Raw genomic sequence first — 22,730 nt, forward strand, 5'->3', positions numbered from 1 at the left:
TGCGGCGAGGGGCCTTCTTTGGTGGTACCAGAACGGAGTGACCGAGCAAGAGAGGCTCAGGCACCTACTCGCGATCAGCGTGGTTCGCGGGTCTTGAGGCAGACCTGCATGACAAACTTACGCCTCTAGCCGTCTCGGTGTTTGTCAATCTGCGAGTTTCACCCTGACTGGCACTCCCTTGTAGGACGGCGTACCGGACTGGCGATCGAAGTGTCGGAGCGAGATGATGACGTTCATCTCTGGATAGTAGCCCGCGATGGAACCCTTCGGAATGTCGTAGGCTACCGCCGTGAAACCGCTAACGAGATGCTTGTCGTCGACCTCGCCAATGAGCCCTCGGACCTCGATGCGATCGCCGTCCTTAAGGCCTCGACCCGCGAGATCTTCCGCATTCATAAAAATCACGTCGCGCCGACCGAATACGCCGCGATAACGATCGTCCAATCCGTAGATGGTGGTGTTATATTGATCGTGACTTCGAATAGTCGTCAGCATCAAGACGCCTTCACTCTCGGCGGGCGTATCCTCGGAGAGACCGGGAGACGGGAGAAACTTCGCCTTTCGCTCAGGCGTGTTCCACCGGCGAAATGAAGCAGCGACGTCAAGTCTAAAGCCGCCCGGTTTGCGCACACGAGTATTGAATTCGTGGAAGTCGGGAAACACCTCCTCGATCTTGTCGCGGATGCGATCGTAGTCCGCTACCATACCCTCCCAGTCTATGCCATATCGGTCACCAAGCGTAGCTCTTGCGATCCCTCCGATGATCGCCGGCTCGGATCGGACAAGTTCGCCAGGTGGGTGAAGAAACCCTCGCGAAGCGTGAACCATGGACATCGAATCCTCGACAGTGACCGCTGGGCGGCCGGATGCCTGGATATCGCGGTCCGTCCGTCCGAGACATGGCAGAACGAGAGTGGTTTTCGCCGTCAGCAGATGGGATCGGCTGAGCTTCGTTGCGATATGGACGGCCAGATCAAGGCTCCGCATGCCCGAAAATGTGGCCCCGGAATCGGACATCGCGACCGCGAGGTTCCCGCCAAGACAGATCAGCGCCTTCGCTCGGCCATCGATGGCGGCCTCCACGGCCTCGATGGCGTTGTGACCTTTGTCGCTCGGCGGGCGAAAACCAAAGGCGCGTTCCATGCCATCGAGAAGCGCTTTGTTGGGGATTTCCGTTATTCCCACCGTCCGATCTCCTTGCACATTGGAGTGGCCTCGGATGGGCGCGATTCCCGCACCCTCTCGACCAATGTTTCCTCGCAGCATCAGGAGGTTCGCGATTTGCTGGACGTTGTACGTGCCCTTGGCGTGCTGTGTGATGCCCATGCCATAACAGACAATTAGTTCCTCGCATTCGCGTAAACGTCGGCTGCGCTCTCGATGGCCTGCCGGGTTAGGCCACTGACAGCGACTATCTCTTGCCAAGTGGTAGCATCGATATCCGCACATAGGATGTCGAATCCTGAGGTGTGTTGATCGATGAAGGGCCGATCAAGTATGCCGGCGCCGCCCGCGGCGAGACTTGATACGTCTCGTTCGAGCACCGCCTTCATTATCCCTTTCAAAACGGCCAGATCCCCGCCGACACGGAGTTGATGGTAGGCCGAAGCGATCGGCGTTGAGGACATGGTGACCATCTCGACCGGATCTTGAGGTGCGGCGAACCGCTCAAGCGCGCGCTCCTTCAGGGGGTTGAAGACGATGATTGGAACGCCTCGGCGCGCCGCCTCATGCAATGTCGACATCATGCGCGGATGGTTCGTGCCCGGATTGTGCCCAAAGCTGAAGATCGCGTCCGCATGATCGAAGTCTTCGAGCGTGACGGTTCCCTTGCCAACGCCGTTGGATTTCGGAAGCCCCACGCTGGTGGCCTCGTGACACATGTTTGAACAATCGGGGAAATTGTTGGTGCCATAGGCGCGGACGAATAGCTGATAAAGGAACGCTGCTTCGTTCGAGGCACGGCCGGAGGTGTAGAACTCGGCCTGGTCCGGATCGTCGAGCTTGTTCAACTCGACTGCGATCAGCGCGAATGCCGCGTCCCACGCGATCGGTTCGAAGTGGTCGGTGCCTGGGTCGTACAGCAACGGCAGAGTCAGGCGGCCGGCGTCTTCGAGCTCATGATCCGTCCACGTCCAGAGCTCGGACACGCTATGCTGCTTGAAGAACTCGGCGTCGGTCCGCTTCGCGGTGGACTCCCACGTAATCGCCTTGGCGCCGTTTTCGCAGAATTCGAACGACGACGTGTGCTTGGGGTCGGGCCATGCACAACCTGGGCAGTCGAATCCCTCCGGCTGGTTGGCCTTGAGAAGAGTTTTGCTGCCTTGCGCGACAATCTGTTGATGGGCAAGCGTCTTCGCAACGGCCTTAAGCGCGTCCCAGCCGCCGGCCGGGTGGTCGTAACGTTTGATTCCGTCCGGACGTTTGCTCTTCATGATAGTTCCTTCTTCGCTGGTGGCATGGTCGGATAGATATTGATCGCCAGATCCCCGTGAACGTGCGCGACGCCTGCTAAGGAAGTGTGACTTCAAAAAAAGGCCGTCTCCGGGCGGGTGGAGACGGCCTTGGCGGACCTTGGCGGATCCGCGCGCTCCGGCAGAGGGGAGGAGTGCTGGAGCGCAGTGCTCTTGAGAGCTTATCGCCCAGGAGGGGTGGGCGATGAGTAAAGCTAACCGGTCCGCGCAGTCCCCATAAGTGCACTTTGGTATTGGGCGTTCGCTGGCCACGGCCACGTTCGTGTATGCTCGAACAGCCTTAGGAAGCGGGCCGCTCTGGCCCGTGTGCTTTTTCGTGCTTGTAAGCAAACCAGCCCGTGGCTTCTCTGTTTCTGACCTTGGTACGAAGGGCCTCTATCGCAAGGTCGAGGTGCCCGCCTCGTTCGTGCAGTTCTCCTGCGGTGCTGAGCGGGGGCTCGGAAGGTTCGGCTACTGTTGTCGTATTTGCCATTTGACTCGCCTGTTCTGGAATGACCGATGGGTTTCGCCGCAGCCTTGGGCGCCTAACGCGACGGAGGCTTATGATGATTTCGTCCGCTCGACGGTGCTACGGTACGCGGCGGACCTAAGTGCAATGGCGGGCGTGGTGCGAGTTTATAAGCTTGGGCCACGTCGCCACCTTAAGGATCCGTCGGCGATCATTTCAAAGGAGCACTGATATGGATAGCGAACTGAGACCATCCAGCAAGGAAGCCCCGCAGACCATCTCGGGTGTTGCGATGACGCTCGAGCTTGCGGTGATCGCCGTCTCCGACGTCGAGCGAAGCAAACGTTTTTACGCGGCACTCGGATGGCGTTTCGATATTGATTTTCAAGGCGACGACTACCGTATCGTGCAGTTCACTCCGCCTGGATCTGGATGCTCCGTGATGTTCGGGCAGAACATAACCACGGCCCCGGCTGGTTCATCGCGGGGATTGCACCTGGTTGTTTCGGATCTACCGGTAGCAAGTGCCGATCTCGCATCCCGAGGCGTCGAAACGAGCGAACCATTCCATGACGTTGGCGGGATTTTTCATCATTCCAACGGCGTGGGCATCACGGCTGGACTGAATCCGGAGCGGAAAAGCTACGCATCGTATTTCATTTTTCATGACCCGGATGGAAACGAGTGGACTGTTCAGGAGATCACGACCCGCCTGCCGGGGCGCAAGGGAGATACCGCATTTACTAAGGAGCTAACTAAGGCGGTGTGGGGATAGCGAACTGGTCCACGACCGCCGACGAGCGCGCTAACGATTATGCCGAAAAACGGTTCAGTGACTGCCGCTGCCTAGCAATTCTCCCGATGAGCGAGAGCATCTAAATCAGTAGCACCGACGCCGAGGGCGTAGGGCGGCCCACACAAGGACCGCTGCAATTGAAAGGATGTAATATCATGAGCAATCAGCAGAAGGTCGCCATCATCACCGGTGCATCGCAGGGCATCGGCGAAGGTCTGGTCCGCGCCTATCGCGAGCGGAACTATCGCGTGGTCGCCACATCGCGTTCGATCAAACAGGGTTCTGATGACGGCGTACATGCCGTGGCGGGCGACATCTCCAATTCCGAGACCGCAGAGCGCGTCGTCCGCGAGGCGATTCAACGCTTCGGCCGGATTGACACGTTGGTCAACAACGCGGGCGTGTTCACTGCAAAGCCTTTCGTCGACTTCACTCAGGAAGACTACGACTTGAACTTCGGCGTGAACGTTTCGGGCTTCTTCCACATCACGCAGCGGGCGGCGAGGGAGATGCTCAAGCAGGGCTCCGGCCACATCGTCAGCATCACCACGAGCCTCGTAAACCAGCCGGTGTCGAGCGTCCCCACGGCTCTCGCTTCGCTCACCAAGGGCGGTCTGAACGCCGTCACGAAGGAACTGGCCATCGAGTTCGCCAAGACGGGCGTCCGGGTGAACGCCGTGTCTCCTGGCATCATCAAGACCCCGATGCACGCTCCCGAGACCCACGAGTTCCTCTCCGCTCTCCATCCGGTCGGCCACATGGGCGAGATAGAAGACATCGTCGAGGCCGTGATCTACCTCGAGAGCGCAAGCTTCGTCACTGGAGAGATCCTACACGTCGACGGTGGCCAGAACGCCGGCCGCTGGTAGGCCTCGACCAGGAAGCGGGCACGTGGCGTGGATATGCCGCGCGCCCGACAAGCGAGTGAAAGGAAAGACAATGGAACTTGTACTAGCCGCCGATCCGATGTGCTCTTGGTGCTATGGATTCGGCAAGCAAATGGGACTGCTGCTTGAGCGACGTCCGGACCTATCCTTGAAGATCATTCTCGGTGGACTGCGCGCGGGCGCGACCGACGTTCTCGACGACGCGGGCAAGCAGTTCAGACTGCACCACTGGGGCATGGTCGAGGAAGCCAGCGGCGTGCCGTTCAACCGGGAAGGCCTTCTCGCCAGAAAAGGCTTTGTCTATGACACGGAACCCGTGTGCCGCGCAGTGGTGACCGCCCGCATCCTCAGGCCGGAAGCCGATCTTCTGAGCGTCTTCCGGGCATTCCAGCATGCCTTCTACGTCGACGCGCTCGACACCACGGACGGCGCCGTACTGGCTGAGACCGGATCTCGCGCACTCGCCGAACTCGGTCATCCCGTCAGCTCGGAGGAATTCCTGGCAGAATGGAATAAGCGTAGCACGATCGAAGAAGCCGCAACGGACTTCGCGACGGTGCGAGCAATGGGTGTTTCAAGCTTCCCGACCTTGTTCTTGAACAAGGCTGGAACTCTCGGCAAGGTCGGCGCTGGGTATGCGGATGTCGACGAACTTGAGAAGCACCTCGCTGCAATGGCCGCCTAGCAGATCGACGAAGTCATCGAACAAGGAGAATAGCAAATGCCCATAGTCACCGTGCAAGTAACCCGTGAAGGCACGACCCCAGACCGCGCGTCGGTAACTCCCGAGGAGAAAGCCGCAATCATCGCGGGCGTCAGCCAGGTCATGCTCGACGTCCTCAACAAGCCGCTGGAGTCGACTTACGTGGTGATCGAGGAAGTCGACTTGGACAACTGGGGCTGGGGCGGCCTTCCAACCGTCCAATACCGGAAGAAGAAGGCTGAAGGCAAAGCCTGACCTCACGGTATTCCAGAGGAAGAATATGCACGCCGCCGGTGATCACCGGCGGCGTGTGCGTTTTTCGCCGCCGGCCGGATCCAACTGAACGCAAGGAGCCGAAGCTCTCAGCTCGGCAAACAGGATGCGGAGCATGCTGTGAGCGAAGTGGGTTCATCCCAGCCAGTCGGCGTGCCTGGTGCTGCGGCAAGGAACCGCTATCGCTTCTCCGTGCCGTCGAGGCGTCGGAAATGCCATCGTGCAATAGCCTTGGCCACCTAGCAGGAGGACAGTTCTCAGCGACACTGTTTTCGGCAATTTTGGAGACACCAATGCCCCTCGTCAAAATCCATATCCTGAAAGGTCGTTCGCCACAGGAGGTCGACGTGCTGCTTGATACCATTCACGACGTCGTCGTGGAGACTTTCGGCGTTCCGCGGAGAGACAGATACCAGATCCTTCAAGAGCACGAGGCGTCGAATATTCGCGCGCTTGACACTGGGCTCGACATCACCCGGACCGAGAAGTTCCTACTGCTCGAAATAACCAGCCGCCCGAGGTCTCGAGATGCCAAGGTGGCCTTCTATTCAAGCCTCACGCGTGCGCTCCAGGCTCGCTGCGACGTGGCGCCATCTGACGTGATGGTCTCTCTGCATATCAACTCGGACGAGGACTGGTCGTTCGGCATGGGCAGCGCGCAGTTCCTGACGGGCGAGCTCTGATAGGCACACACCTCTCGGTCTGGTAGGTCCACCAATACCAAGGTATCGGCGATACTAACGTGCACATGCAAATCCGGCTGATCCAAGACATGCTCCCAGTCGTGCAGCCGATCGGCTGCAAATTCAGAAAAGTGGAAGGAGCTTAGGCATGAAGATCCTTATGGTATTCACCTCGCACGACACCCTCGGAAGCACAGGGCGCAAGACTGGTTTTTGGCTGGAGGAGGGCGCCGCACCGTATTACGTCTTCCGCGATGCAGGCGTCGACTTGACACTCGTGTCCCCCAAAGGCGGTCAACCTCCGATCGACCCGAAGAGCGATCTGCCGGAAAATCAGACGCCCGCCATGACGCGGTTCAAGGCCGACGAGGCCGCGCGGAAGGTTTTTGCGAGCACCAAGAAACTAAGCGAAGCCCGTTCCGAAGATTTCGACGCCGTCTTTTATCCCGGTGGCCATGGTCCCATGTGGGATCTCGTGGACAATCCGGAGTCCATCAAGCTGATCGAGTCCTTTTACAACTCCGGCAAGCCGGTGGCGGCAGTCTGCCACGCGCCGGCCGTGCTTCACCGCGTCACCCATAAAGGCGCTCCGATCGTCAAGGGAAAGCGGGTGACGGGTTTTACCAATGGCGAGGAGGAGGAAGTGCAACTGACGAAGGTCGTTCCTTTCCTCGTTGAGGACGAGCTCAAACGTCTCGGCGGTCTCTATGAGAAGAAGGCGAACTGGGAGAGCTTCGCTATCACCGACGGCAGATTGATCACCGGGCAGAACCCGGCATCTTCCACCGCGGGAGCGCAGGCGCTCATCAAGCTTCTCACCAGTTTGAAAGCTGGCGCCGCCGTCGTCGCCTAGAACGATCAACGGCAAGCGAAAAAGAGGCCGGTAGATCGTGCATCTGCGGCCTCTTTTTGTACTCGTGGAGGATCAAGCCGAACAGCCAATTTCAGGTTCCCGAGAAGATGGCGGCTTTCGTTTCGAGAAATGCGAGGCCTCTTCCGTTGCGCCTGTTGATAGCCAGCGCACGGGTTTGGACGCGCTGTGGAATGGGCTGGCCGAGCATCTGAATCGTCTTCACCCTGCTGGGCGCGCAGAGACGTCGCTCTTTCGTGGCCGAAGCGCCGCCTCGAGGATACCAATGTCCTGGGCGACGGTCCCGCCGCTTATTCCGACGCCACCGACGACCACGCCCTCGTAGACAAGGGGCGCGCCTCCTCCCATGGCGCAGAAGCTGTCTTGCGACATCAAATGGAATAGCTCTTTTCCAGGCTGTACGAGATCAAACAGGTCGGATGTTCGTTGCTGTGTGAGTGCGGCGGTGTAAGCCTTGCGGTGGGAGATCAACATCGAGAAGGCAAGTGCGCCATTTATCCTATGCTGCAGTACCGGATTCCCGTGAACGTCGATGACGGTGACAGTTACCGGCACCTTAGCGGTGAACGCTTCCGCCTCCACGCGATCGGAGATGTCCTTTGCAAGAGCAAGCAAGTCCATTGTACGGTTCCTTAGTCAGGTTAAGTGGCGTTGAATGAGAAAGCTTGTGGCGGAGCCGACCGGGCCGTTACCGAACCTTGGTATCGCAGAGACCAAAGTATGCCGCGCCCGCAGGCGGTAAGAGGTCGGCATCGTGATACAGATCGTGCGGCTGCCAATCCCCTTGAGCGCGATCATCTCCAGCTTTCGCGATGCTGCGGTGCAAATCAGTGATGTCGCGAACGGATATCAGGCGCGGCTCGTCACAAGCCGCAACGGTCGGCCAAGGGTCGTCGCATGGAAGGATTTGGGAGCAGACGATGACGCGAAGCCGCAGCAGAGATCGCCATCACGGGTGCGGACGACAGTTCCTGGAAGTTCGTCGCGAAGGGCTTTAGGAGCAAGGCGGCGTCGGCCGGAACGAGCTGATGCCCAAGTGCTGAGGGGAGCCGGTGCCGTGAAGCCTCGCCCTGCACCTCGATACTCGAGACGGTGTATGTCGAGAACTTGGACGAGGTGCGTTCGGTTCTCTCCGAAGTCACGGAAAGTCCGGAAATCCTCCGCGTACCGCTTTCGAAGCTGGAGGCCAGCTATCGAACGCGACTCCAAGAGACGGGGCTTCTCAGCAGTTGCAAAGGCTGGCCTTCTGCTGCCGCCATTCACGCCTCAATCTATCGCTGCATTCCAAGAAAAGTTCGAGCCGAGCAATCTCTGGACCGCGCGGTATCTACCTGAGAAGCGAAAGCGGATGATGCCTGAAATGTTCCGATCTTTGACGGACGCGGGGATCGCGCCCGTCACTCTTAGCTACAATGGAACAACCACCGTCTGGCGCCGCGAGGAACTGGAAAGCCATTTCGGATCGGATCTCGTGCCATGCATGCGATGAAGCGGCCTTTACCCATGCAGACCAATGTCCCCGCGCGTTCGTCGAGTGCAGGCAGGGCGGCGACGTCTGCGATCAGATGCGGGGGATATCGCTTCATCTCATCGGTAACCTGGGCACGGACCATTTGCAGGCTTATACGTTCTATGATTTCGGAGGCGATAGGGAATTGAAGGAGATCCAGGGCAACATGGCGCGGCTCCTTTCCGCGCAGCCCGGTATGGGTATCAGCGTCGTGTGAGAGATGCGGCTTCTCTATAGAGGTGGGTGAACCGTTGCGAATCAACAACTTGGTGGATTCTCTTTAATGTGGGTTCGTCACTTTGAGCGCGGTCTTCCGTCCCATGACACCCTCAATGACGTGATCAATGCGCTCGACGCGGACGTGTTCAAAGCCTGTTTCACCGCGTGGGTGGAGGCGCTCAGGGACAGCGATCCCGAGGTCATCGCCATCGATGGCAAGACGTCGCACCGCAGCCATGCCCGCGTGACATACTGCTGTGCGCGACAGGCGGGCAGGATATGTGGGGACGACGCGTGGCTTCCTATTTCGATTATTGCGGCCTGCCGGTTGTGGCTGCGCTGTACGTCACGAAAATCGCAGACCGTTGAAGCTGGTTTTGCGAAATTAGGAAAGATCGGGGAGAACGCCAATGCCGCACATACTCATTTTTGTTTTCTACGTAGGCACGTCGCCTACGCCGACCGTCACGATTGTTCAGGAGTTCAACACCGCGAAGGCGTGTCAGAATGCCCAGAACCGATTGAGGCTCGACCTGGTGAACAAGTTTCCCGATGGTGAGGATCACGGAGGTTGTTTCGAGAAGAACCTTTGACCTGCCGCATCACCCGTAGTGAAATTGTTCACGGTTGCGCACTGTTTGAGACCTCTAGATATTCTTCGGCGGTGCGCCAGCTTGCAATGTGCATGGGAAAGTCCAGCGCCTTTCTGTAGCTGAACGTTGCAGATCTGGTTCCCAGACTTTTGGCGTCGCAGCGAGGACAGGCGGAAGAAAGCGTGGTCGGTGCTTTCACTCCGGAGCCACTAAGAGTCGGATTCCAAAAGGGGTCAACGATATCGATATCTTGCGAGGCGTCTTGTGAGCATGCGGATGTGGGCGATCGTGATCCACGCTTCTGCTGATGCGACGGTTTTTTCGAAGTCCTTGGCCAACCTGCGGCATCGACCAAGCCATGCGAAGGTCCGCTCGACGACCCAGCGGCGCGGCAGGATTTCAAAACCCTTGGCCTTGTCGGAACGTTTGATGATTTCGAGTGTCCATTTCCCGATTTTCTCAGCCGCTTTTTCAGCTTGTCGCCCGCATGGCCGCCATCGGCGAAGACATGAAGCAGCCATGGCCATCGGTTCCTGATGGATTTCAGGAGATCGGGAGCGCCGTCGCGATCCTGAATATCGGCACTGTGCACCATGAGGCCGACCATCAGCCCGAGTGTATCGACGATGATGTGGCGCTTGCGACCCTTGATCCTCTTGCCAGCATCAAAGCCTCGGATACCACCGCTTTCCAAAAGTACGTGATGCGCATGGACACGTTGGATGGCGCCCAAACAGAAGCGCGCATCGAGTTCAGGGTGTGCGACGAAGCACTGGATATCCTCGAGGTAAGCACAGGCGCAGCTCACTGATCGGCGCCGCGCAAAGCAAATCCGCCGCCAGTGTTGTGCTGACGGCGGATCGGGGTCGTGAGGTGAATTAGGCTGCTTCGGGCTCGATGGCCGTCCCATCCGATGCGTTTCGTCACGTCCAATATTCAAGGATACGGCCACGCTCACCACAACCTGCTCGTAAACGGTGCCTACGAGAATGGTGCGCGCTGGCGGGGCACGGCGCAAACGCCGGCGGAAATCGGCTTGTCGTGAAACAACTTGCGGCAACATTTATGGATAAAGCTGGGCAGTATCTCTCCAAGATCGGAGAACGGCTGATACTGTTGCAATCGACAGGCTTGGCGGCGGTCGCAATGTTAGTGTCTTACGCTTACGGACGTGCAAATTACACGCCTGCTGGAACCCAATGCGCTCCTTATTCGAAGTTCATGCAATTCGACCCATCGACCTGCCATAAGATACCCGCCGTCATTGTCTACCCGGAGCCTTGGCTCGATATGCTCGTTGCCGCGATCGTAGGAACGGTCATCCTTGGCATGATCGCCGCGACAATGGACCGGTCGGTGTTTGTCAGATACCTCTTCTGCGGCTGGCTCACATTCTGCGCTGTCATCGCAGTTTCAGGATATTTCAACTACTCCGGCATGGGTCAGTTTCCTAGCGCCTATTTCGTGGTCTACCCGGCTACGCCCGTCATCGCGTTCGGTGTTGCAGCAGCGTGTGTCGCTTCAATCGCGAACGTTGTGCTCAGGATAAGAGCCAATTTGTGTTTCGGCGTGCAAAAATTGGATGCCGATAAGGGGTGAATTTTGGACGCCGATTGACACCCGGATTACGATCGCATTCTGGGACTTCCAGATCAGCCGTCCAGCGTGACGGAGTTGGGAAATCAGCACGCGGCGGTGGCACGAGACATTCTGTCCGGTAGCAACTCGGCGCCAACCTTTGCAGACGGCGTCTACCTGCATCGGTTGCTCGATGCGGCCCAGATGTCGGTGACGCAGGCAGGCAGGCGGGTCGAGGCTCCTTACGTCCTGCCTGCGAACATCGGTTCCCTGCGCCAGTTTGAGCGCTTCGTCGAGGAAACGGTGAGAGCGATCGCGTCGGTAGTTTGCAGAATTTGGGGGGAAGCAGGCTGCTACGCACTCGCGTAGCCTCTGCTGGTACGACCGCCTTTCGACTAGAAGTCGTTGAAGCTCGTGTCCCTTTCCTCATCGGCTCCTTAGGCGGAGCCGATGGCAGCTCAGGGACTTCGTCGACTCAATCTAGCCAACGCTAGATCGAAGATCGCGGACGCCAGAAGACTGGTGATTGGATCTGGCTTGAGAGACAGATATGGACATTGGCCGGGATTACGAGACGAATTTGGACATTCCGGAGCAGGAAGTCGGCAAATGCGAGAACGAATATGCACGTCCGTACAAACGACGCAATTAAACGCCCCCGCTGACCTCTGACTTTTTTAAGAGAGCAATTTGCACCGAATTGTGGGCGCCGCGCTATTTCTGAGGAGCCCACGCACCTGCTGCCATAGCCGAGAAAATCGGCAACTGGACGCCTAGCCGATCTGCATCAGAATCGGGAAGGTCTGCTGAAACCAGATGGCCACGTCGCTGACCCATCCGAACAGGAAGGCAAGGCCGGTCAGCACCAGGAAGACACCCATCACCTTTTCCACCGTGCCGAGATGCCGGCGGAAGCGCGACAGGAAGCGCATGAAGGCGCCGGAAAATCCGGCGGCGATCCAGAAGGGGATTGCCAGGCCGAGGGAATAGACGGCAAGCAGCCCGGCGCCGGAGCCGACCGTCTCGCGCGAGGCGGCGACACCGAGGATCGCGCCGAGCACAGGGCCGATGCAAGGCGTCCAGCCGAAGGCGAAGGCAAGGCCCATGACATAGGCCCCCGTCAGCGTCGCCGGCTTGCCGCCGCCTTGGAAACGCGCCTCGCGGGCAAGGACCCCGATGCGGAAGAGGCCGAGGAAATTCAGCCCCATGACGATGATAATCAGCCCGCCGAGCTTCGATAACAGGTCGAGATGCTGGCGAAGCGCCATGCCGATGCCGGAGGCGCCGGCGCCGAGCGCCACGAAGACCGTGGCAAAGCCGAGCGTGAACAGCAGGGCGGAGAACAACACGCCGCGCCGGACATCGGGCGCGACGGCAACCGCACCGCCGCCACGGAACTGCTCGACCGAAATGCCGGCCATATAGCAGAGATAGGGTGGGACGAGGGGAAGCACGCAGGGCGAAAGAAAGGAAAGCGCCCCGGCAATCAGCGCGCTCCACAGGGAAATATCGGCAATCGACACACATTCTCTCCGGCTGCAATCTGCATGATGTTCCTAGCTTTGCGAGGCCGGGATTGCCAATCACCTTTTTGCGCTTTGCTTAGCCTCGAACCGGTAGAGACGGAGAATGGGCGGATAATGGCCCGTAGATTTCCCAGCGATCGGGAGCGACAGGCCGCGGCCATAGAATGCTATTTCAGCGGCAAAAACAGTTCCGCGACCGCCTCATGCTCCGCCACCTCCGGAAAGAAGCTCAGCCGCTGGCAATAGATCGGGAAGTCGCGTGCTTCCTCGCCGCTCACCGGAAGCCAGTCGCGATAAAGATAGAGCGCGGCGGGCTCCAGATTGTCGGTGTTGCCGACGATGCGCAGCACCGCGCAACGTCCGCCGGGGATTTCGCCGGCCTTGACCTGCGCGCCGTTCGGCTCGATCGGTTGGTCGGTCCCGACACAGAGGTCCACGCTGTAATCGGCAGGCGAGGCAGGGCGCCGCTCGGACCGCCAGACATTGAAGGTCGGATTTGTCTTGGGGTGCAGGCCGGCGGCCTGGCGCCAGGCGATGAACCGCTGGATGGTGGCGCCGAGCGTCGCCGGGTCGCCCCGATGCTCGATAATCGCCACCGATGTCGGAGGCACATTGCGAATCGTCACGTCGTCAGTGGTAAAAGTCTTCTGCATGCGCTTGCTCCTTGCGTTGTCGAGGGGCCCGAAGGCCGCAAGCCACGGCTCCCAGTCGGGAGATTTCCGGAACGACGAAGGCGATTGCCCGAACCGTTGCCGAAAGGCGCGGGCGAAGGCATCAGGTGCATCGTAACCGGCATCCATCGCTATATCGGTGACACTTTGGGCATCCCTGTAGGCCAGCCGGTGCGAAGCGCGCTTCATCCGGGCAAGCTGGATATAACGATACACGGATAGACCGAAGGTCGCCGTGAACTGCCGGTGGAAATGAAACTTCGAGAACGCCGCAACACCGCTCACCGTTTCCAGGTCCAGATCGTCGTCCAGATGCCGATCTATGTAGTCAAGCACCCGCTGCATCCGGTCATGGTAGTTTTGAAGCGCCGCCTTCATCGTTCCGTCCTCCGTGGCAGCATGAGATAAGCGCATGCCGACATGACGCGCTCGACCGATCTTGCGGTTTTGTCATGGGTCGCAGAACCTTGCCAAGGATTTTGGAGATGATGCTCGCATCCGCCGCCGCGCGCCTTTGAGGCTGCAGCCTGGATATGTGCCTTGCCCCCGCAAGATATTTACCTTGGCCCTTGGCCCCGCAAGATGTGCATTGCTCGCGCAAGAAATGTGCCGACTGCCGGAAAAAGCCGAATTTTTCGGTTGACCGCAATGGGTCGCCTGCCTATGTTCCGCCCACTTCCAGCCGGGGTGCTTCACACCCGCGGAGCGGGAGAGCGTAGCTCAGCTGGTAGAGCAACTGACTTTTAATCAGTAGGTCTCGGGTTCGAACCCCGACGCTCTCACCATTTCTAATCTTCAATATGACTGCCGCTAGCTGAGATCAGCAGTCAAAGGCGTCGCTGCTGTCGCGCACATGCACGTATGGTCTGGAAGGCAATCACAGCCAAACGCAGAATCACGCGACGGTTCAAAAATCAGCTTCGTCACAGGAACCAACTTCCACTGCGGTCCGTTTTCTTCTCACCAACATATAGGAGAAATAGATCATGGATTGGAATCGTGTCGAAGGAAATTGGAAGCAGGCGAAGGGCAAAATCAAGGAGCAGTGGGGCAAACTCACTGACGACGATCTCGACCAGATCGCCGGCAAGCGGGATCAGCTGGAAGGCAAGATCCAGGAGCGCTACGGCATCGAAAAGGACCGTATCAGAAACGATGTCGATGATTGGTATGGCCGCCAGACTTGGTAATTACCTCAACAAAAGCCCGGTGAAAGCCGGGTTTTTGCCGTCGAAGGATCTGAGGTGCAACCAGCTCCGTGAGGTTCCTTTGGAGCGATCAAGTCGGTCGGATGTTCATGAATATCTCCCAAAAGCCAGGAGAAGTGCTCCGACGGCGATAACGGCCAGAGCTGGCCAGTTCTGGGATATCCCGAGGAACCTGAGGCCTTCGCGCCGTGGTTCCAGCGTGCTGCCGCCTTGCGGCATGTGATGCGGATCGCTCGGTCTTCGACCAAGCGCCGACGAAAACAGAAAAACAAAGCCGCCGATTATGAGAGCGGCACCGATCAGGATTGCCCACATGGTGGCCTCCGCTAGTAACAGGGATTTTGGGTAAACCGGATTCGGACCTGTTCGTTCCGTGAAAGACTGCTGAGCAATCTTGGAGATCCCATGGACAAGACACCGAAAACGGCGATCCGCGGAATGATGTTGTACCTACTCGCTCTTCTCGTCCTGGGCGTTCTGGCCGGCGCCGCCTACACAATCTATGGCCATCCCGCCGATCCGTCTGAGCGACCAGCGGCTGAGACGATTCCGCAAAAAGCCACGGCTCCGCAGTAAAGCACATCACACCAACTATTTATTGATCACCCTTCGAGAAGAAACGGTGACCCGGGAAAGCACTTGCCACATCGGCTTCCCACCCGGTCAGGTCGTGTTGAAGCGCCCGGGTTCCACGGCAAGAAAGCCGCAAGCGGCAAGCAACATCGCTTTGGAAAGCAAGGCAGAAATTCCTGTCGCAAGTCGTTCCAACCAGTAGGGATCTTTATTTATAGGGAGAACAACCTGCGACACGGAATCAGCCTCTGCTGAGCGAAGCCGTTGCGGCATTATGTTACCCAACGCCGATGGCGCATCTAAAGCATGTCGCGCAAAAGTGTGCAGCGGTTTTCCCAGGCAAAGCGCGAAGCGCTTTTGCCAACGACATGCGTAAAAACAAAGACCTAAAGCGCGAGGAGCGAATCTGAAAGATCGCGACGCGCTTTAGAGAATTTCAAATACGTCATACTCAACGCCGCCCGGACACCGTCCGCCCTGCGCAACCGCGACGATTTGGTTGAGCCACGCATGCCGTGGCGCGGCCGTCTCGAAATAGGGAGTTGTCCGCAGATAGTATTCGGAGGCGTCGACCGCTTCGCCGCGTGCCAGACGCTCGTCAACGGCCGAGGTGGAGCGCCTGATGCCGCGATAGGTCATCAAGATCAGATCGCCGTCATCGGCGACGAGCAGGAGCCTGGCATCCTGCTGAAACGTGCCGTCTGCACGCGCAAGCAGCAGATCGGAGCCGATCAGCGGCGACACTTCGCCTTTCAGGCGCTCGCCCTCAAAATATCCACCGGAAACGGAAAATATGCGGCGGCCTCCGGCCGGCGTCTGGCCGAGCTCCAGGGCCGGATGAAGTGTCATGAAAAGTCTGAATAAGGGCCGAGATTGCAGGGTCATGTCAGATCGCCTATTGTTGACTTCAACCCTAGCTACAAGCGCTCTGTCCCCAAAACGCGCTTTGCTTGTGAGCATCACAAGAAAAACTCATCAAAAGCGAAGAGATCATGCGGCCGCCGTTGGAGTCCTTGCGAATTCTGGAAGCGTGCGTTTCTGCCGGCAGCTTTGCCCGTGCGGCCGAGCGTTTATGTCTCACCCCAGCGGCAGTCAGCCTGCGTATCCGGTCGTTGGAGACCGAACTTGGTCAGCCGCTGTTCCAGCGTGCCGGGCGCCGCGTTGTCCCGACGGCTGCTGCCGCTGTTCTGGCGGGTCGAATTCGGGCTGCATTGGATGGCATCGCCGGCGCGCTTGATGAGTTCCAGGCGGCCATGCCACCGCTCCGGCTGACGGCGCCTCCGACATTCGCCTCGCGCTGGCTCGCACCGCGGCTGTCCCGCTATCACTCAGTGGGAACATCACCGATCGAGGTCGACGTCTCCGCCGATATTCGCGATCCCAGCGCATTTGACGTCGCCATACGGACGGGGCGTGGCGGATGGGACGGGCTTGACGAATATCGGCTCGCTCCGGTTGAGGCAACTCCGATGCTGGCGCCCTCACTGCTTGGAACGAGAACCCTGCACGGGCCGGATGAGCTGACGGATTTCGAGCTTTTGCCGCATCCGGATTGGCATGCCTGGTTCCAGGGCGCTCAATGCGAGACGCCGCCGGCTCTGCGGTTTGCGATGGTCGATTATCCCACGCACGAATTGGACGCCAGTGCGGCGGTGGCAGGCGTCGGCGTGGCGCTGTTGTCGCCGTCCATGTTTCGACCGCTTTTGGACAAGGGAGTGCTGATCGCACCCTTCCCATATGTGCTGACCGGGCCGGCCTGGCATTTCGCGTTAATGCGCACCGGCGACTCCCGCCTCGCGCCCAGGCAGCTCTGCGCATGGCTTTGTGAGCGGGCTCACGAGCCAGCCTGATAGGGAACAACCTGCGGCAGGCAAGATCGACAGCAGGCCAGCCATCAATTTGGCTTCCCGGAAGCAATTGAGCCTCTATATCGCCCTCGGAAGTCGGAACAGAGGAGTTAGCGGACGATGGAGCATGCAGTCGTTATTGCCGGAGGGGGGCCGACCGGCCTGATGCTGGCGGGCGAATTGGCCTTGGCGGGCGTCGATGTCGCGATCATCGAACGCCGGCGGAACCAGGAGATCGTCGGTTCGCGCGCCGGCGGTCTGAGCGCGCGCACGCTCGAGGTTCTCGACCAGCGCGGCATCGTCGAGCGGTTTCTGGCGGAGGGCCAGATCGCCCAGGTCACCGGATTTGCGGTCACGCGGCTGGATATCAGCGATTTTCCGACCCGGCATAATTATGGTCTGGCGCTGCGGCAGAAGCATATTGAGCGCATTCTGGCCGGATGGGTCGGCGAGTTGCCGGTGCCGATCTATCGCGGCCGCGAACTGACGTCCTTTCAGCAGGACGACACCGGCGTCACCATCGAACTCTCCGATGGGGCTTCGTTGAGGGCAGGTTATCTCGTCGGCTGCGATGGCGGCCGCAGTCTGGTTCGCAAGATGGCCGGCATTGAATTTCCAGGATGGGATGCGACGACGAGCAACATTCTCGCCGAGGCCGAGATGGAGGAGGAGCCGCCACTTGGCGTCCATCGCACCGCGCTCGGCATGCATGCCTTCGGCCGGGAGGAATATGAAATTCGCGACGGCAAGGTCGTCTTTGCCAGCGAAGGTCCGATCAATGTCATGGTGACGGAAAAGAATGCCAGCGCCACGAGCGAACCGACGCTCGGCGATCTCAAAGAAGGCCTGATCGCCGCATGCGGAACGGATTACGGAATCCATGGTCTGACCTGGATTTCCAGGTTCACCGACATGTCGCGGCAGGCGTCGGCCTACCGCAAGGGCCGCGTTCTCCTGGCTGGCGATGCCGCGCATGTGCATTCTCCGGTGGGCGGGCAGGGCCTCAATACCGGTGTGCAGGATGCCGTGAATCTGGGCTGGAAGCTGGCCCAGGTGGTGAAGTGCATATCGCCGGAAAGCTTGCTCGACACCTACCACGCCGAGCGCCATCCAGTGGCCGCCCGCGTGTTGCGGACGACGATGGCACAGGTCGCCTTGCAACGGACCGATGACCGAACCGAAGCCCTGCGGGACGTGGTCTTGGAGCTGCTCGCCATGCAGGAGCCGCGCAAAAGGATCGCCGCCGAAATGTCCGGCCTGGCCATCCACTACGACCTTGGCGACGGGCATCCGCTGCTCGGCCGCCGCATGCCTGACCTCGACCTCACCACGCTCGATGGCCCCTTGCGCGTCTATACGCTGCTCCAAAATGCGCGGCCGATGCTCGTGAATCTCGGCACGCCCGGCAGTCTCGACATCACGCCGTGGTCAGACCGCGTCCAGCTGGTTGACGCCGGCTGTGATGGTGCGTGGGAGCTGCCTGGGCTGGGTGCGGTCTCTGCACCGACTGCAATTTTGATCCGACCCGATGGCTATGTCGCGTGGGTCGGTGAGGGGACGCAGGATGGTCTGCGCGAGGCGATGAACAGCTGGTTCGGAGCGCCAGGCTGAAAATCGCAAGAAGCTAAAGCATGTCGCGCAAAAGTGTGCAGCGGTTTTCCCAGGCAAAGCGCGAAGCGCTTTTGCCGCAACGACATGCGTAAAAACAAAGACCTAAAGCGCGAGGAGCGAATCTGAAAGATCGCGACGCGCTTTAGGCGGCAAGCGAGACGAGACGCAATCCGATAGCATCTCGGCCTCCGGCATCGGTTTGCCGCGACGCTCCCATGTCCGGCGGCTGATGCCGAAAGCCTCCCAGGGGCGCGCTTGGCTGAAAGAATTGGCGAGATAATCGGCTCTGGGAAGCGCGCCTGCGGCACGGCGTTGCTGCTCTTTCCGGCTTCGGTCCCGCTGCCGCCGCCTTTGTTTTTGAAGTTTTGCTCTTTTCCCTTTCGGCACATCGAAGGCCCCGATCGTGCGGATATCGAGGGCGCAGCGCTCCGAGTAGCTCAAATGCAGAGCGTGGCCGAGCGCGTCGGCCGACAGCGAGGAAAACCGCACCTTCGTTCTCTCGTAGATCACGTCCTCAATGTCGGCTTTCCCAGCCCAAGGCAGCCAGCGTCCCGCCCAGCCGAGAACCACGTCGACAAACGCTTCCTTGAATTCCACGAGGGCGAGGCTGGCGATCACCTCGACATAGATCAATGCGTCATCCGCCTCGGGCACGATGTCGCCATGGCGATGCCTTATCAATTTCTCGATCTCGCGCATCCGGCCGCGGAAGTGGTTCCAGCGGCCGCCCCGCGCGCGGCGCTGCACGGCCTTGTAACCCAGCAGGCAGTCGCCAACTTTGATGGCTGAAACTTCGCGGGCAAACCCATCCGGCTGATCGGATTTTGCAGCCCGCTTCCTGGATTGAGTCGCGTCATCTGCGGCAGTAGGACGATCCATCGATTTCGCTCACGATCGGCTCCGGGAGGCCGAAACGCTTGACTGTAAAGGACGTCGAGGGGGGTGATCCACACATCATTCGGTGGATCGTCAACAAAACGGGCATGAATCCCGGTGCGACCCCGATGCTTCACCATGGTTTTTCGAAGGGCGTGCGAGATTGCTTGTTTGTCGCGAGGAGTTAGTCGCGATCGAATAGCCGCGTTCCGAACTCAGGCGGGCAATTCACGAACCGCCGCCTTCAACCCACCCATCGCGACACGTCGCCAACGCCCGCTGCGGTCCTTTTGTCGGGCAGTAAGCCTAAATCATTCGCCGGATTTCGTTGACAAGAGGTGCCAGCTCGCGGTGGAAGCTTTTGATCATCGCTTGTAGAAACGGCCCAGGGCGTAGTTCGCCTTCATCGACCTCATATCCTGCATTGCGCGCCAGCATCGTGAGGAAGACCAGCTGGATACGTCCATTGCCCTCACGGAATGGATGGATCGCGTTGATTTCCCCCAAAAACCATGCGGAACCTTCGGCAAAGGCGTCCTTTGTTTCGGCCGTTGCGAGATATCCGCGGCTTGCCAATTGAGCAAACAGTCGTTTGGCCTCCGCCTCGATGTATTCGGGAAAACCGAACCAGTTGTCACCCTTGCCTGTGCGGATGGTACGAATATTCCCGGCCCAGCCGTATACATCCTGGAAAAAATGGTAGTGTAGCGCGCCATAATGCGCGAAATCCAAGTTGCCGTTCGGGAGGGATTCCGTGGCACGAGAGTCGAACATGAGCTGCTCGAATTGGTCAAGCTGATCCTGATCTTCGATATCGGCTTTATTGACCAGGACGTGAGTGCCCGGATAACAGAGCGGGTCCTCGACGGCATTGTAGCGGACCACCCGTCAGACTTTCTTGAAAGCTTTGACTATCTCTCGGCGGTAAGCGTCCCCCTTAAGGTCGCCGGACGTCAGTTTCTGCGACAGCGCCTTGGAACCGGCACTCAGCTTCAAACCTTCGACCTCGGCAAATTTCGCCGCCTTCTTTTCACCGATCGGACGTGTGACAAATCGACCGGATTCAGCAGGCCGACCTGATTTCGTTTCTTTTGTCATATCGCATCGTAACATCCAGCCAACCCTCACGCGATCATAATTATCGGAGCCGCGGCCAGATTCGTCCGTCTGTCGCCGCGAGGACAAACCGGTCGAGCCGCCACAACTTCCGTCAGTGACGTCTTACTCAGCGAAAGCCGAAGAAACTCAAAATCGCGAGCACGATAACGACAGCGCCGACAAGCCAGATCAAATTGTTCATTGGGAACCGTTCTCCTGTTTGAATTGAGCCAACCGTGACCCGTTGACCTAACTGCGGGCGGGGCTTGCGGTTCCCTAACCATTCCCGTTGCTGCAGCGCGCCTCACGACGCGGTGATACCGCGGCTGCTCTCCTGGGAAGCGGGGTTCAGCAGCATCTCGCACTTCGGCGGCCCGGCAATCTCAGCGAAGCGCTGAACGAATGTCGGGCGCCAGCGCCATCAATAACTGCACGAGCGCGCGTTACCGGGCCTGAAGCCACCCGCGCATGCCGGGTTTACCGATGTATCCCGTTGATACTGAAAATCTTCGCGATCGTGCTTGCTGGGCGAGGTGCAGGAAGACGTGATCGCAGACACACCGATCAGCATTCCGGCAGCCACCAATGTGAGAAATCGATTCATTGAACGTCTCCTTGCGAGGTTGATCCTGGTCACAATCTACCATGCCGTCACGTTAGCTTGTGGAGCCTTGAAGCTAGATCGCTGATCAATTCACTCAAGATAATCTGATCGAGCTATTCTGTCATTATGGAAGTAGTTGCCGATGGTTTCAGCGAAAAACAGCCGTTTTTGTCTTGAATAAATTATGGTTTTTCAGTAATATTATCCCATAAAAAAGTAATATAAATGGGAGGAATACTATGAATGAAACTCGGTTCGATCCGGTTTTGCTTCATCGTCAGCATTTCATCGCTGAGATCACGTGTCTCGATGAAATCTTCGATATTCTCGGTGAATGGCCGGAGGACAAGCGAGGTCTGGCATATGACACGCTGTTGAAGGCGTGCAGAGACACGGCCAGCGGCCGTTTCCCGCTGAGTGCTGCGCGCGAGAATTTCCGGCGGTTTCTGAAGATGTCGGGTGTGCTGGCCAAGGTCGAGGGCGCCCCCAAATTCGAACAGCTGATGGGCGATCGAAATATCGGCAATGCCTGATGATACTGAGTAGGCAGGGGCGCGCCGTCACATCATGTGCGGCGCGTCTTGCGTTCGATGTCGGCTGCCCCGCCCTCGCCACAAAGCGTCACGTCAAGCATGCCCGCCATTCGCCCATTCGCATCGGAAGACCATCATAGGCTTCGAAAACCCCTTGAGCCGACGGCGCGTGGCGTGGCCGAAGAGATCGGCGGCACCATACTCCCGGAAAATATTCTCCGAGACGAGAATCTGGTCGCTGGCGGCAACCGCACAAAGGCGCGCCGCAAGCTGCACCGTCGATCCGAAGAGGTCATTGCTGTCCTCGACCGGCTCGCCGCAATCAAGCCCGATGCGGATGTGGATCGGCTCGGCGTTTCCGCCGTTGTAACGCTTGAATTCCTGCTGGATCGTCATGGCGCATTCGACGGCGGCTGATGTGGCGGAAAAGGCGGCCATGATGCCGTCGCCGGTGTGTTTCACTTCCCGGCCTGACGTTTGGCCAAGGCATCGGCGCACGATCGCGTCATGGGCTCTCACCATTTCGGTCCCTATGCGGTCGCCGAGCCGCGCCGTCATCTCGGTCGATCCGACGATATCGGTGAAGAGGATTGCCCGGTGGCCGGGATCCACCTGCGCCGAGGATTGGCCAGCCGCCGGCTCGAGGTCATGAATTCGGCCGAGAAAAGCCTCGACCGCAGACAACGCGACCTCGACGATCTCGTTGGCGACGAAACCGTGCGCATCGCGATGCACACATTGGGCGGTCTCCATGTCAGGCGCATCGACGAGACAGAAGACGGTCCCGCGCTGCTGGTCGAACCAATAGGTGAGAAATTTGACGTCGTAGCGATCCTGAATGTCGAGATCCATGCGGTGCGCCCGGGCAACGTCGGCCGCCGACGTTCCCTCGAGAAAGTGCCGGTCCATGAAGATAGGCATCGCGCGTCCTCCCAGAAGGGATGGCATTGTACGATCTGGATGCGGCTGCGTCCACCTTTGGGACAATCAATATCCGATCATTTCGGCCTGTTGCTTCCAGAAATGCCAATGAATCCTGTCAGTTCTATAGAATACTAGGGAAGAGATTGATTTTAATGAGTAGGTTCGGGAGGGAAAGCCTGATATTTACCATAATCTGTCGTTTGATAACTGATCGCCGGGTTCTC

21 protein-coding genes, 1 tRNA gene and 3 pseudogenes are annotated in these 22,730 nt (G+C 58.9%); 14 read left to right on the forward strand and 11 right to left on the reverse strand.

The window, feature by feature from the left end:
* Positions 1 to 144: 144 nt before the first annotated feature.
* Positions 145 to 2,435 (reverse strand): annotated as a pseudogene (locus HJB84_RS10985) (FdhF/YdeP family oxidoreductase).
* A gap of 719 nt (positions 2,436 to 3,154) precedes the next feature.
* Here HJB84_RS10985 and HJB84_RS10990 point away from each other — a divergent pair.
* From HJB84_RS10990 to HJB84_RS11015, 6 genes are all read left to right on the forward strand, one after another.
* Positions 3,155 to 3,697: a VOC family protein gene (locus HJB84_RS10990; RefSeq protein WP_207584041.1), complete on the forward strand. Its 543-nt coding sequence runs from the start codon at positions 3,155 to 3,157 to the stop codon at positions 3,695 to 3,697.
* Between the two features lie 176 nt (positions 3,698 to 3,873).
* On the forward strand, positions 3,874 to 4,587 hold the full coding sequence (locus HJB84_RS10995) for an SDR family NAD(P)-dependent oxidoreductase (protein ID WP_221115931.1): 714 nt from the start codon (positions 3,874 to 3,876) through the stop codon (positions 4,585 to 4,587).
* Between the two features lie 70 nt (positions 4,588 to 4,657).
* A complete protein-coding gene (locus HJB84_RS11000; RefSeq protein WP_221115932.1) occupies positions 4,658 to 5,290 on the forward strand; it encodes a DsbA family protein in 633 nt (210 codons plus the stop codon).
* A gap of 36 nt (positions 5,291 to 5,326) precedes the next feature.
* Positions 5,327 to 5,563 (forward strand): 4-oxalocrotonate tautomerase family protein, encoded by a 237-nt coding sequence (locus HJB84_RS11005; RefSeq protein WP_012763342.1) that lies wholly within the window; start codon positions 5,327 to 5,329, stop codon positions 5,561 to 5,563.
* 311 nt (positions 5,564 to 5,874) lie between these two features.
* A complete protein-coding gene (locus HJB84_RS11010) occupies positions 5,875 to 6,264 on the forward strand; it encodes a tautomerase family protein (RefSeq protein ID WP_012763341.1) in 390 nt (129 codons plus the stop codon).
* A 148-nt stretch (positions 6,265 to 6,412) separates the two neighbouring features.
* Positions 6,413 to 7,117: a type 1 glutamine amidotransferase domain-containing protein gene (locus HJB84_RS11015; RefSeq protein ID WP_221115933.1), complete on the forward strand. Its 705-nt coding sequence runs from the start codon at positions 6,413 to 6,415 to the stop codon at positions 7,115 to 7,117.
* 219 nt (positions 7,118 to 7,336) lie between these two features.
* On the opposite strand, the gene HJB84_RS11020 is transcribed toward HJB84_RS11015, so the two are convergent.
* Entirely contained in the window at positions 7,337 to 7,756 is a 420-nt protein-coding gene (locus HJB84_RS11020; protein WP_221115934.1) for a heme-binding protein, read from the reverse strand.
* 1,187 nt (positions 7,757 to 8,943) lie between these two features.
* On the opposite strand from HJB84_RS11020, the pseudogene HJB84_RS33555 reads away from it, so the two are divergent.
* Positions 8,944 to 9,108: pseudogene (locus HJB84_RS33555) on the forward strand (ISAs1 family transposase); the annotation flags it as partial.
* Between the two features lie 582 nt (positions 9,109 to 9,690).
* Here HJB84_RS33555 and HJB84_RS11030 read toward each other — a convergent pair.
* Positions 9,691 to 10,148 (reverse strand): annotated as a pseudogene (locus HJB84_RS11030) (IS5 family transposase); the annotation flags it as partial.
* 350 nt (positions 10,149 to 10,498) lie between these two features.
* Here HJB84_RS11030 and HJB84_RS11035 point away from each other — a divergent pair.
* Positions 10,499 to 11,056, forward strand: coding sequence for a hypothetical protein (locus tag HJB84_RS11035; RefSeq protein ID WP_221115936.1), 558 nt, complete (start codon positions 10,499 to 10,501; stop codon positions 11,054 to 11,056).
* A 752-nt stretch (positions 11,057 to 11,808) separates the two neighbouring features.
* Here the strand turns inward: HJB84_RS11035 and HJB84_RS11040 are convergent.
* On the reverse strand, positions 11,809 to 12,558 hold the full coding sequence (locus tag HJB84_RS11040; protein WP_207584142.1) for a cytochrome c biogenesis CcdA family protein: 750 nt from the start codon (positions 12,556 to 12,558) through the stop codon (positions 11,809 to 11,811).
* Between the two features lie 170 nt (positions 12,559 to 12,728).
* Complete coding sequence (locus HJB84_RS11045; protein WP_221115937.1) at positions 12,729 to 13,610, reverse strand: GyrI-like domain-containing protein; 882 nt, start codon at positions 13,608 to 13,610, stop codon at positions 12,729 to 12,731.
* Between the two features lie 331 nt (positions 13,611 to 13,941).
* Between HJB84_RS11045 and HJB84_RS11050 the strand changes: the two genes are divergently transcribed.
* Positions 13,942 to 14,017 (forward strand) — tRNA-Lys (locus HJB84_RS11050).
* A gap of 201 nt (positions 14,018 to 14,218) precedes the next feature.
* Positions 14,219 to 14,422 carry a CsbD family protein gene (locus tag HJB84_RS11055; protein WP_207584144.1) on the forward strand — a complete coding sequence of 68 codons (204 nt, stop codon included), beginning with the start codon at positions 14,219 to 14,221 and terminating at the stop codon, positions 14,420 to 14,422.
* A gap of 105 nt (positions 14,423 to 14,527) precedes the next feature.
* On the opposite strand, the gene HJB84_RS33560 is transcribed toward HJB84_RS11055, so the two are convergent.
* Complete coding sequence (locus HJB84_RS33560; RefSeq protein ID WP_259671073.1) at positions 14,528 to 14,755, reverse strand: hypothetical protein; 228 nt, start codon at positions 14,753 to 14,755, stop codon at positions 14,528 to 14,530.
* 90 nt (positions 14,756 to 14,845) lie between these two features.
* On the opposite strand from HJB84_RS33560, the gene HJB84_RS11060 reads away from it, so the two are divergent.
* Positions 14,846 to 15,016, forward strand: a complete 171-nt coding sequence (locus HJB84_RS11060) for a hypothetical protein (protein ID WP_207584146.1) — start codon at positions 14,846 to 14,848, stop codon at positions 15,014 to 15,016.
* Between the two features lie 423 nt (positions 15,017 to 15,439).
* Here the strand turns inward: HJB84_RS11060 and HJB84_RS11065 are convergent, their stop codons facing one another.
* A complete protein-coding gene (locus tag HJB84_RS11065; RefSeq protein ID WP_221115938.1) occupies positions 15,440 to 15,898 on the reverse strand; it encodes a DUF3237 domain-containing protein in 459 nt (152 codons plus the stop codon).
* Between the two features lie 107 nt (positions 15,899 to 16,005).
* Here HJB84_RS11065 and HJB84_RS11070 point away from each other — a divergent pair, with 107 nt between their 5' ends.
* Positions 16,006 to 16,863 (forward strand): LysR family transcriptional regulator, encoded by an 858-nt coding sequence (locus HJB84_RS11070; protein WP_221115939.1) that lies wholly within the window; start codon positions 16,006 to 16,008, stop codon positions 16,861 to 16,863.
* Between the two features lie 117 nt (positions 16,864 to 16,980).
* Positions 16,981 to 18,471, forward strand: coding sequence for an FAD-dependent monooxygenase (locus HJB84_RS11075; protein ID WP_221115940.1), 1,491 nt, complete (start codon positions 16,981 to 16,983; stop codon positions 18,469 to 18,471).
* Positions 18,472 to 18,573: 102 nt separating this feature from the next.
* Here the strand turns inward: HJB84_RS11075 and HJB84_RS11080 are convergent, their stop codons facing one another.
* The 3 genes from HJB84_RS11080 to HJB84_RS11090 all read right to left on the reverse strand — a co-directional run bounded on the left by HJB84_RS11080 (position 18,574) and on the right by HJB84_RS11090 (position 20,445).
* Positions 18,574 to 19,350: a hypothetical protein gene (locus HJB84_RS11080; RefSeq protein WP_259671074.1), complete on the reverse strand. Its 777-nt coding sequence runs from the start codon at positions 19,348 to 19,350 to the stop codon at positions 18,574 to 18,576.
* Positions 19,351 to 19,653: 303 nt separating this feature from the next.
* Complete coding sequence (locus HJB84_RS11085; protein WP_207584151.1) at positions 19,654 to 20,232, reverse strand: Fic family protein; 579 nt, start codon at positions 20,230 to 20,232, stop codon at positions 19,654 to 19,656.
* 3 nt (positions 20,233 to 20,235) lie between these two features.
* On the reverse strand, positions 20,236 to 20,445 hold the full coding sequence (locus tag HJB84_RS11090; protein WP_207584152.1) for a hypothetical protein: 210 nt from the start codon (positions 20,443 to 20,445) through the stop codon (positions 20,236 to 20,238).
* An 843-nt stretch (positions 20,446 to 21,288) separates the two neighbouring features.
* On the opposite strand from HJB84_RS11090, the gene HJB84_RS11095 reads away from it, so the two are divergent.
* Positions 21,289 to 21,582: a DUF982 domain-containing protein gene (locus HJB84_RS11095; RefSeq protein ID WP_207584153.1), complete on the forward strand. Its 294-nt coding sequence runs from the start codon at positions 21,289 to 21,291 to the stop codon at positions 21,580 to 21,582.
* Between the two features lie 93 nt (positions 21,583 to 21,675).
* Here HJB84_RS11095 and HJB84_RS11100 read toward each other — a convergent pair whose 3' ends face one another.
* Positions 21,676 to 22,503, reverse strand: coding sequence for a nickel-binding protein (locus HJB84_RS11100; protein ID WP_207584154.1), 828 nt, complete (start codon positions 22,501 to 22,503; stop codon positions 21,676 to 21,678).
* Between the last annotated feature and the right edge of the window lie 227 nt (positions 22,504 to 22,730).

It is taken from the genome of Rhizobium sp. NZLR1b, assembly GCF_019685155.1.
In the GTDB taxonomy this organism is placed as follows: Bacteria; Pseudomonadota; Alphaproteobacteria; order Rhizobiales; family Rhizobiaceae; genus Rhizobium.

Bases quoted from the DNA above. Each gene is read 5' to 3' on its own strand.
- HJB84_RS11005 (WP_012763342.1), top strand. From the start codon at position 5,327: ATGCCCATAGTCACCGTGCAAGTAACCCGTGAAGGCACGACCCCAGAC.
- HJB84_RS10995 (WP_221115931.1), top strand. From the start codon at position 3,874: ATGAGCAATCAGCAGAAGGTCGCCATCATCACCGGTGCATCGCAGGGC.
- HJB84_RS11080 (WP_259671074.1), bottom strand. From the start codon at position 19,350: ATGGATCGTCCTACTGCCGCAGATGACGCGACTCAATCCAGGAAGCGG.
- HJB84_RS11000 (WP_221115932.1), top strand. From the start codon at position 4,658: ATGGAACTTGTACTAGCCGCCGATCCGATGTGCTCTTGGTGCTATGGA.
- HJB84_RS11090 (WP_207584152.1), bottom strand. From the start codon at position 20,445: ATGACAAAAGAAACGAAATCAGGTCGGCCTGCTGAATCCGGTCGATTT.
- HJB84_RS11065 (WP_221115938.1), bottom strand. From the start codon at position 15,898: ATGACCCTGCAATCTCGGCCCTTATTCAGACTTTTCATGACACTTCAT.
- HJB84_RS11060 (WP_207584146.1), top strand. From the start codon at position 14,846: ATGGACAAGACACCGAAAACGGCGATCCGCGGAATGATGTTGTACCTA.
- HJB84_RS11070 (WP_221115939.1), top strand. From the start codon at position 16,006: ATGCGGCCGCCGTTGGAGTCCTTGCGAATTCTGGAAGCGTGCGTTTCT.
- HJB84_RS33560 (WP_259671073.1), bottom strand. From the start codon at position 14,755: ATGTGGGCAATCCTGATCGGTGCCGCTCTCATAATCGGCGGCTTTGTT.
- HJB84_RS10990 (WP_207584041.1), top strand. From the start codon at position 3,155: ATGGATAGCGAACTGAGACCATCCAGCAAGGAAGCCCCGCAGACCATC.
- HJB84_RS11055 (WP_207584144.1), top strand. From the start codon at position 14,219: ATGGATTGGAATCGTGTCGAAGGAAATTGGAAGCAGGCGAAGGGCAAA.
- HJB84_RS11100 (WP_207584154.1), bottom strand. From the start codon at position 22,503: ATGCCTATCTTCATGGACCGGCACTTTCTCGAGGGAACGTCGGCGGCC.
- HJB84_RS11015 (WP_221115933.1), top strand. From the start codon at position 6,413: ATGAAGATCCTTATGGTATTCACCTCGCACGACACCCTCGGAAGCACA.
- HJB84_RS11075 (WP_221115940.1), top strand. From the start codon at position 16,981: ATGGAGCATGCAGTCGTTATTGCCGGAGGGGGGCCGACCGGCCTGATG.
- HJB84_RS11010 (WP_012763341.1), top strand. From the start codon at position 5,875: ATGCCCCTCGTCAAAATCCATATCCTGAAAGGTCGTTCGCCACAGGAG.
- HJB84_RS11045 (WP_221115937.1), bottom strand. From the start codon at position 13,610: ATGAAGGCGGCGCTTCAAAACTACCATGACCGGATGCAGCGGGTGCTT.
- HJB84_RS11095 (WP_207584153.1), top strand. From the start codon at position 21,289: ATGAATGAAACTCGGTTCGATCCGGTTTTGCTTCATCGTCAGCATTTC.
- HJB84_RS11020 (WP_221115934.1), bottom strand. From the start codon at position 7,756: ATGGACTTGCTTGCTCTTGCAAAGGACATCTCCGATCGCGTGGAGGCG.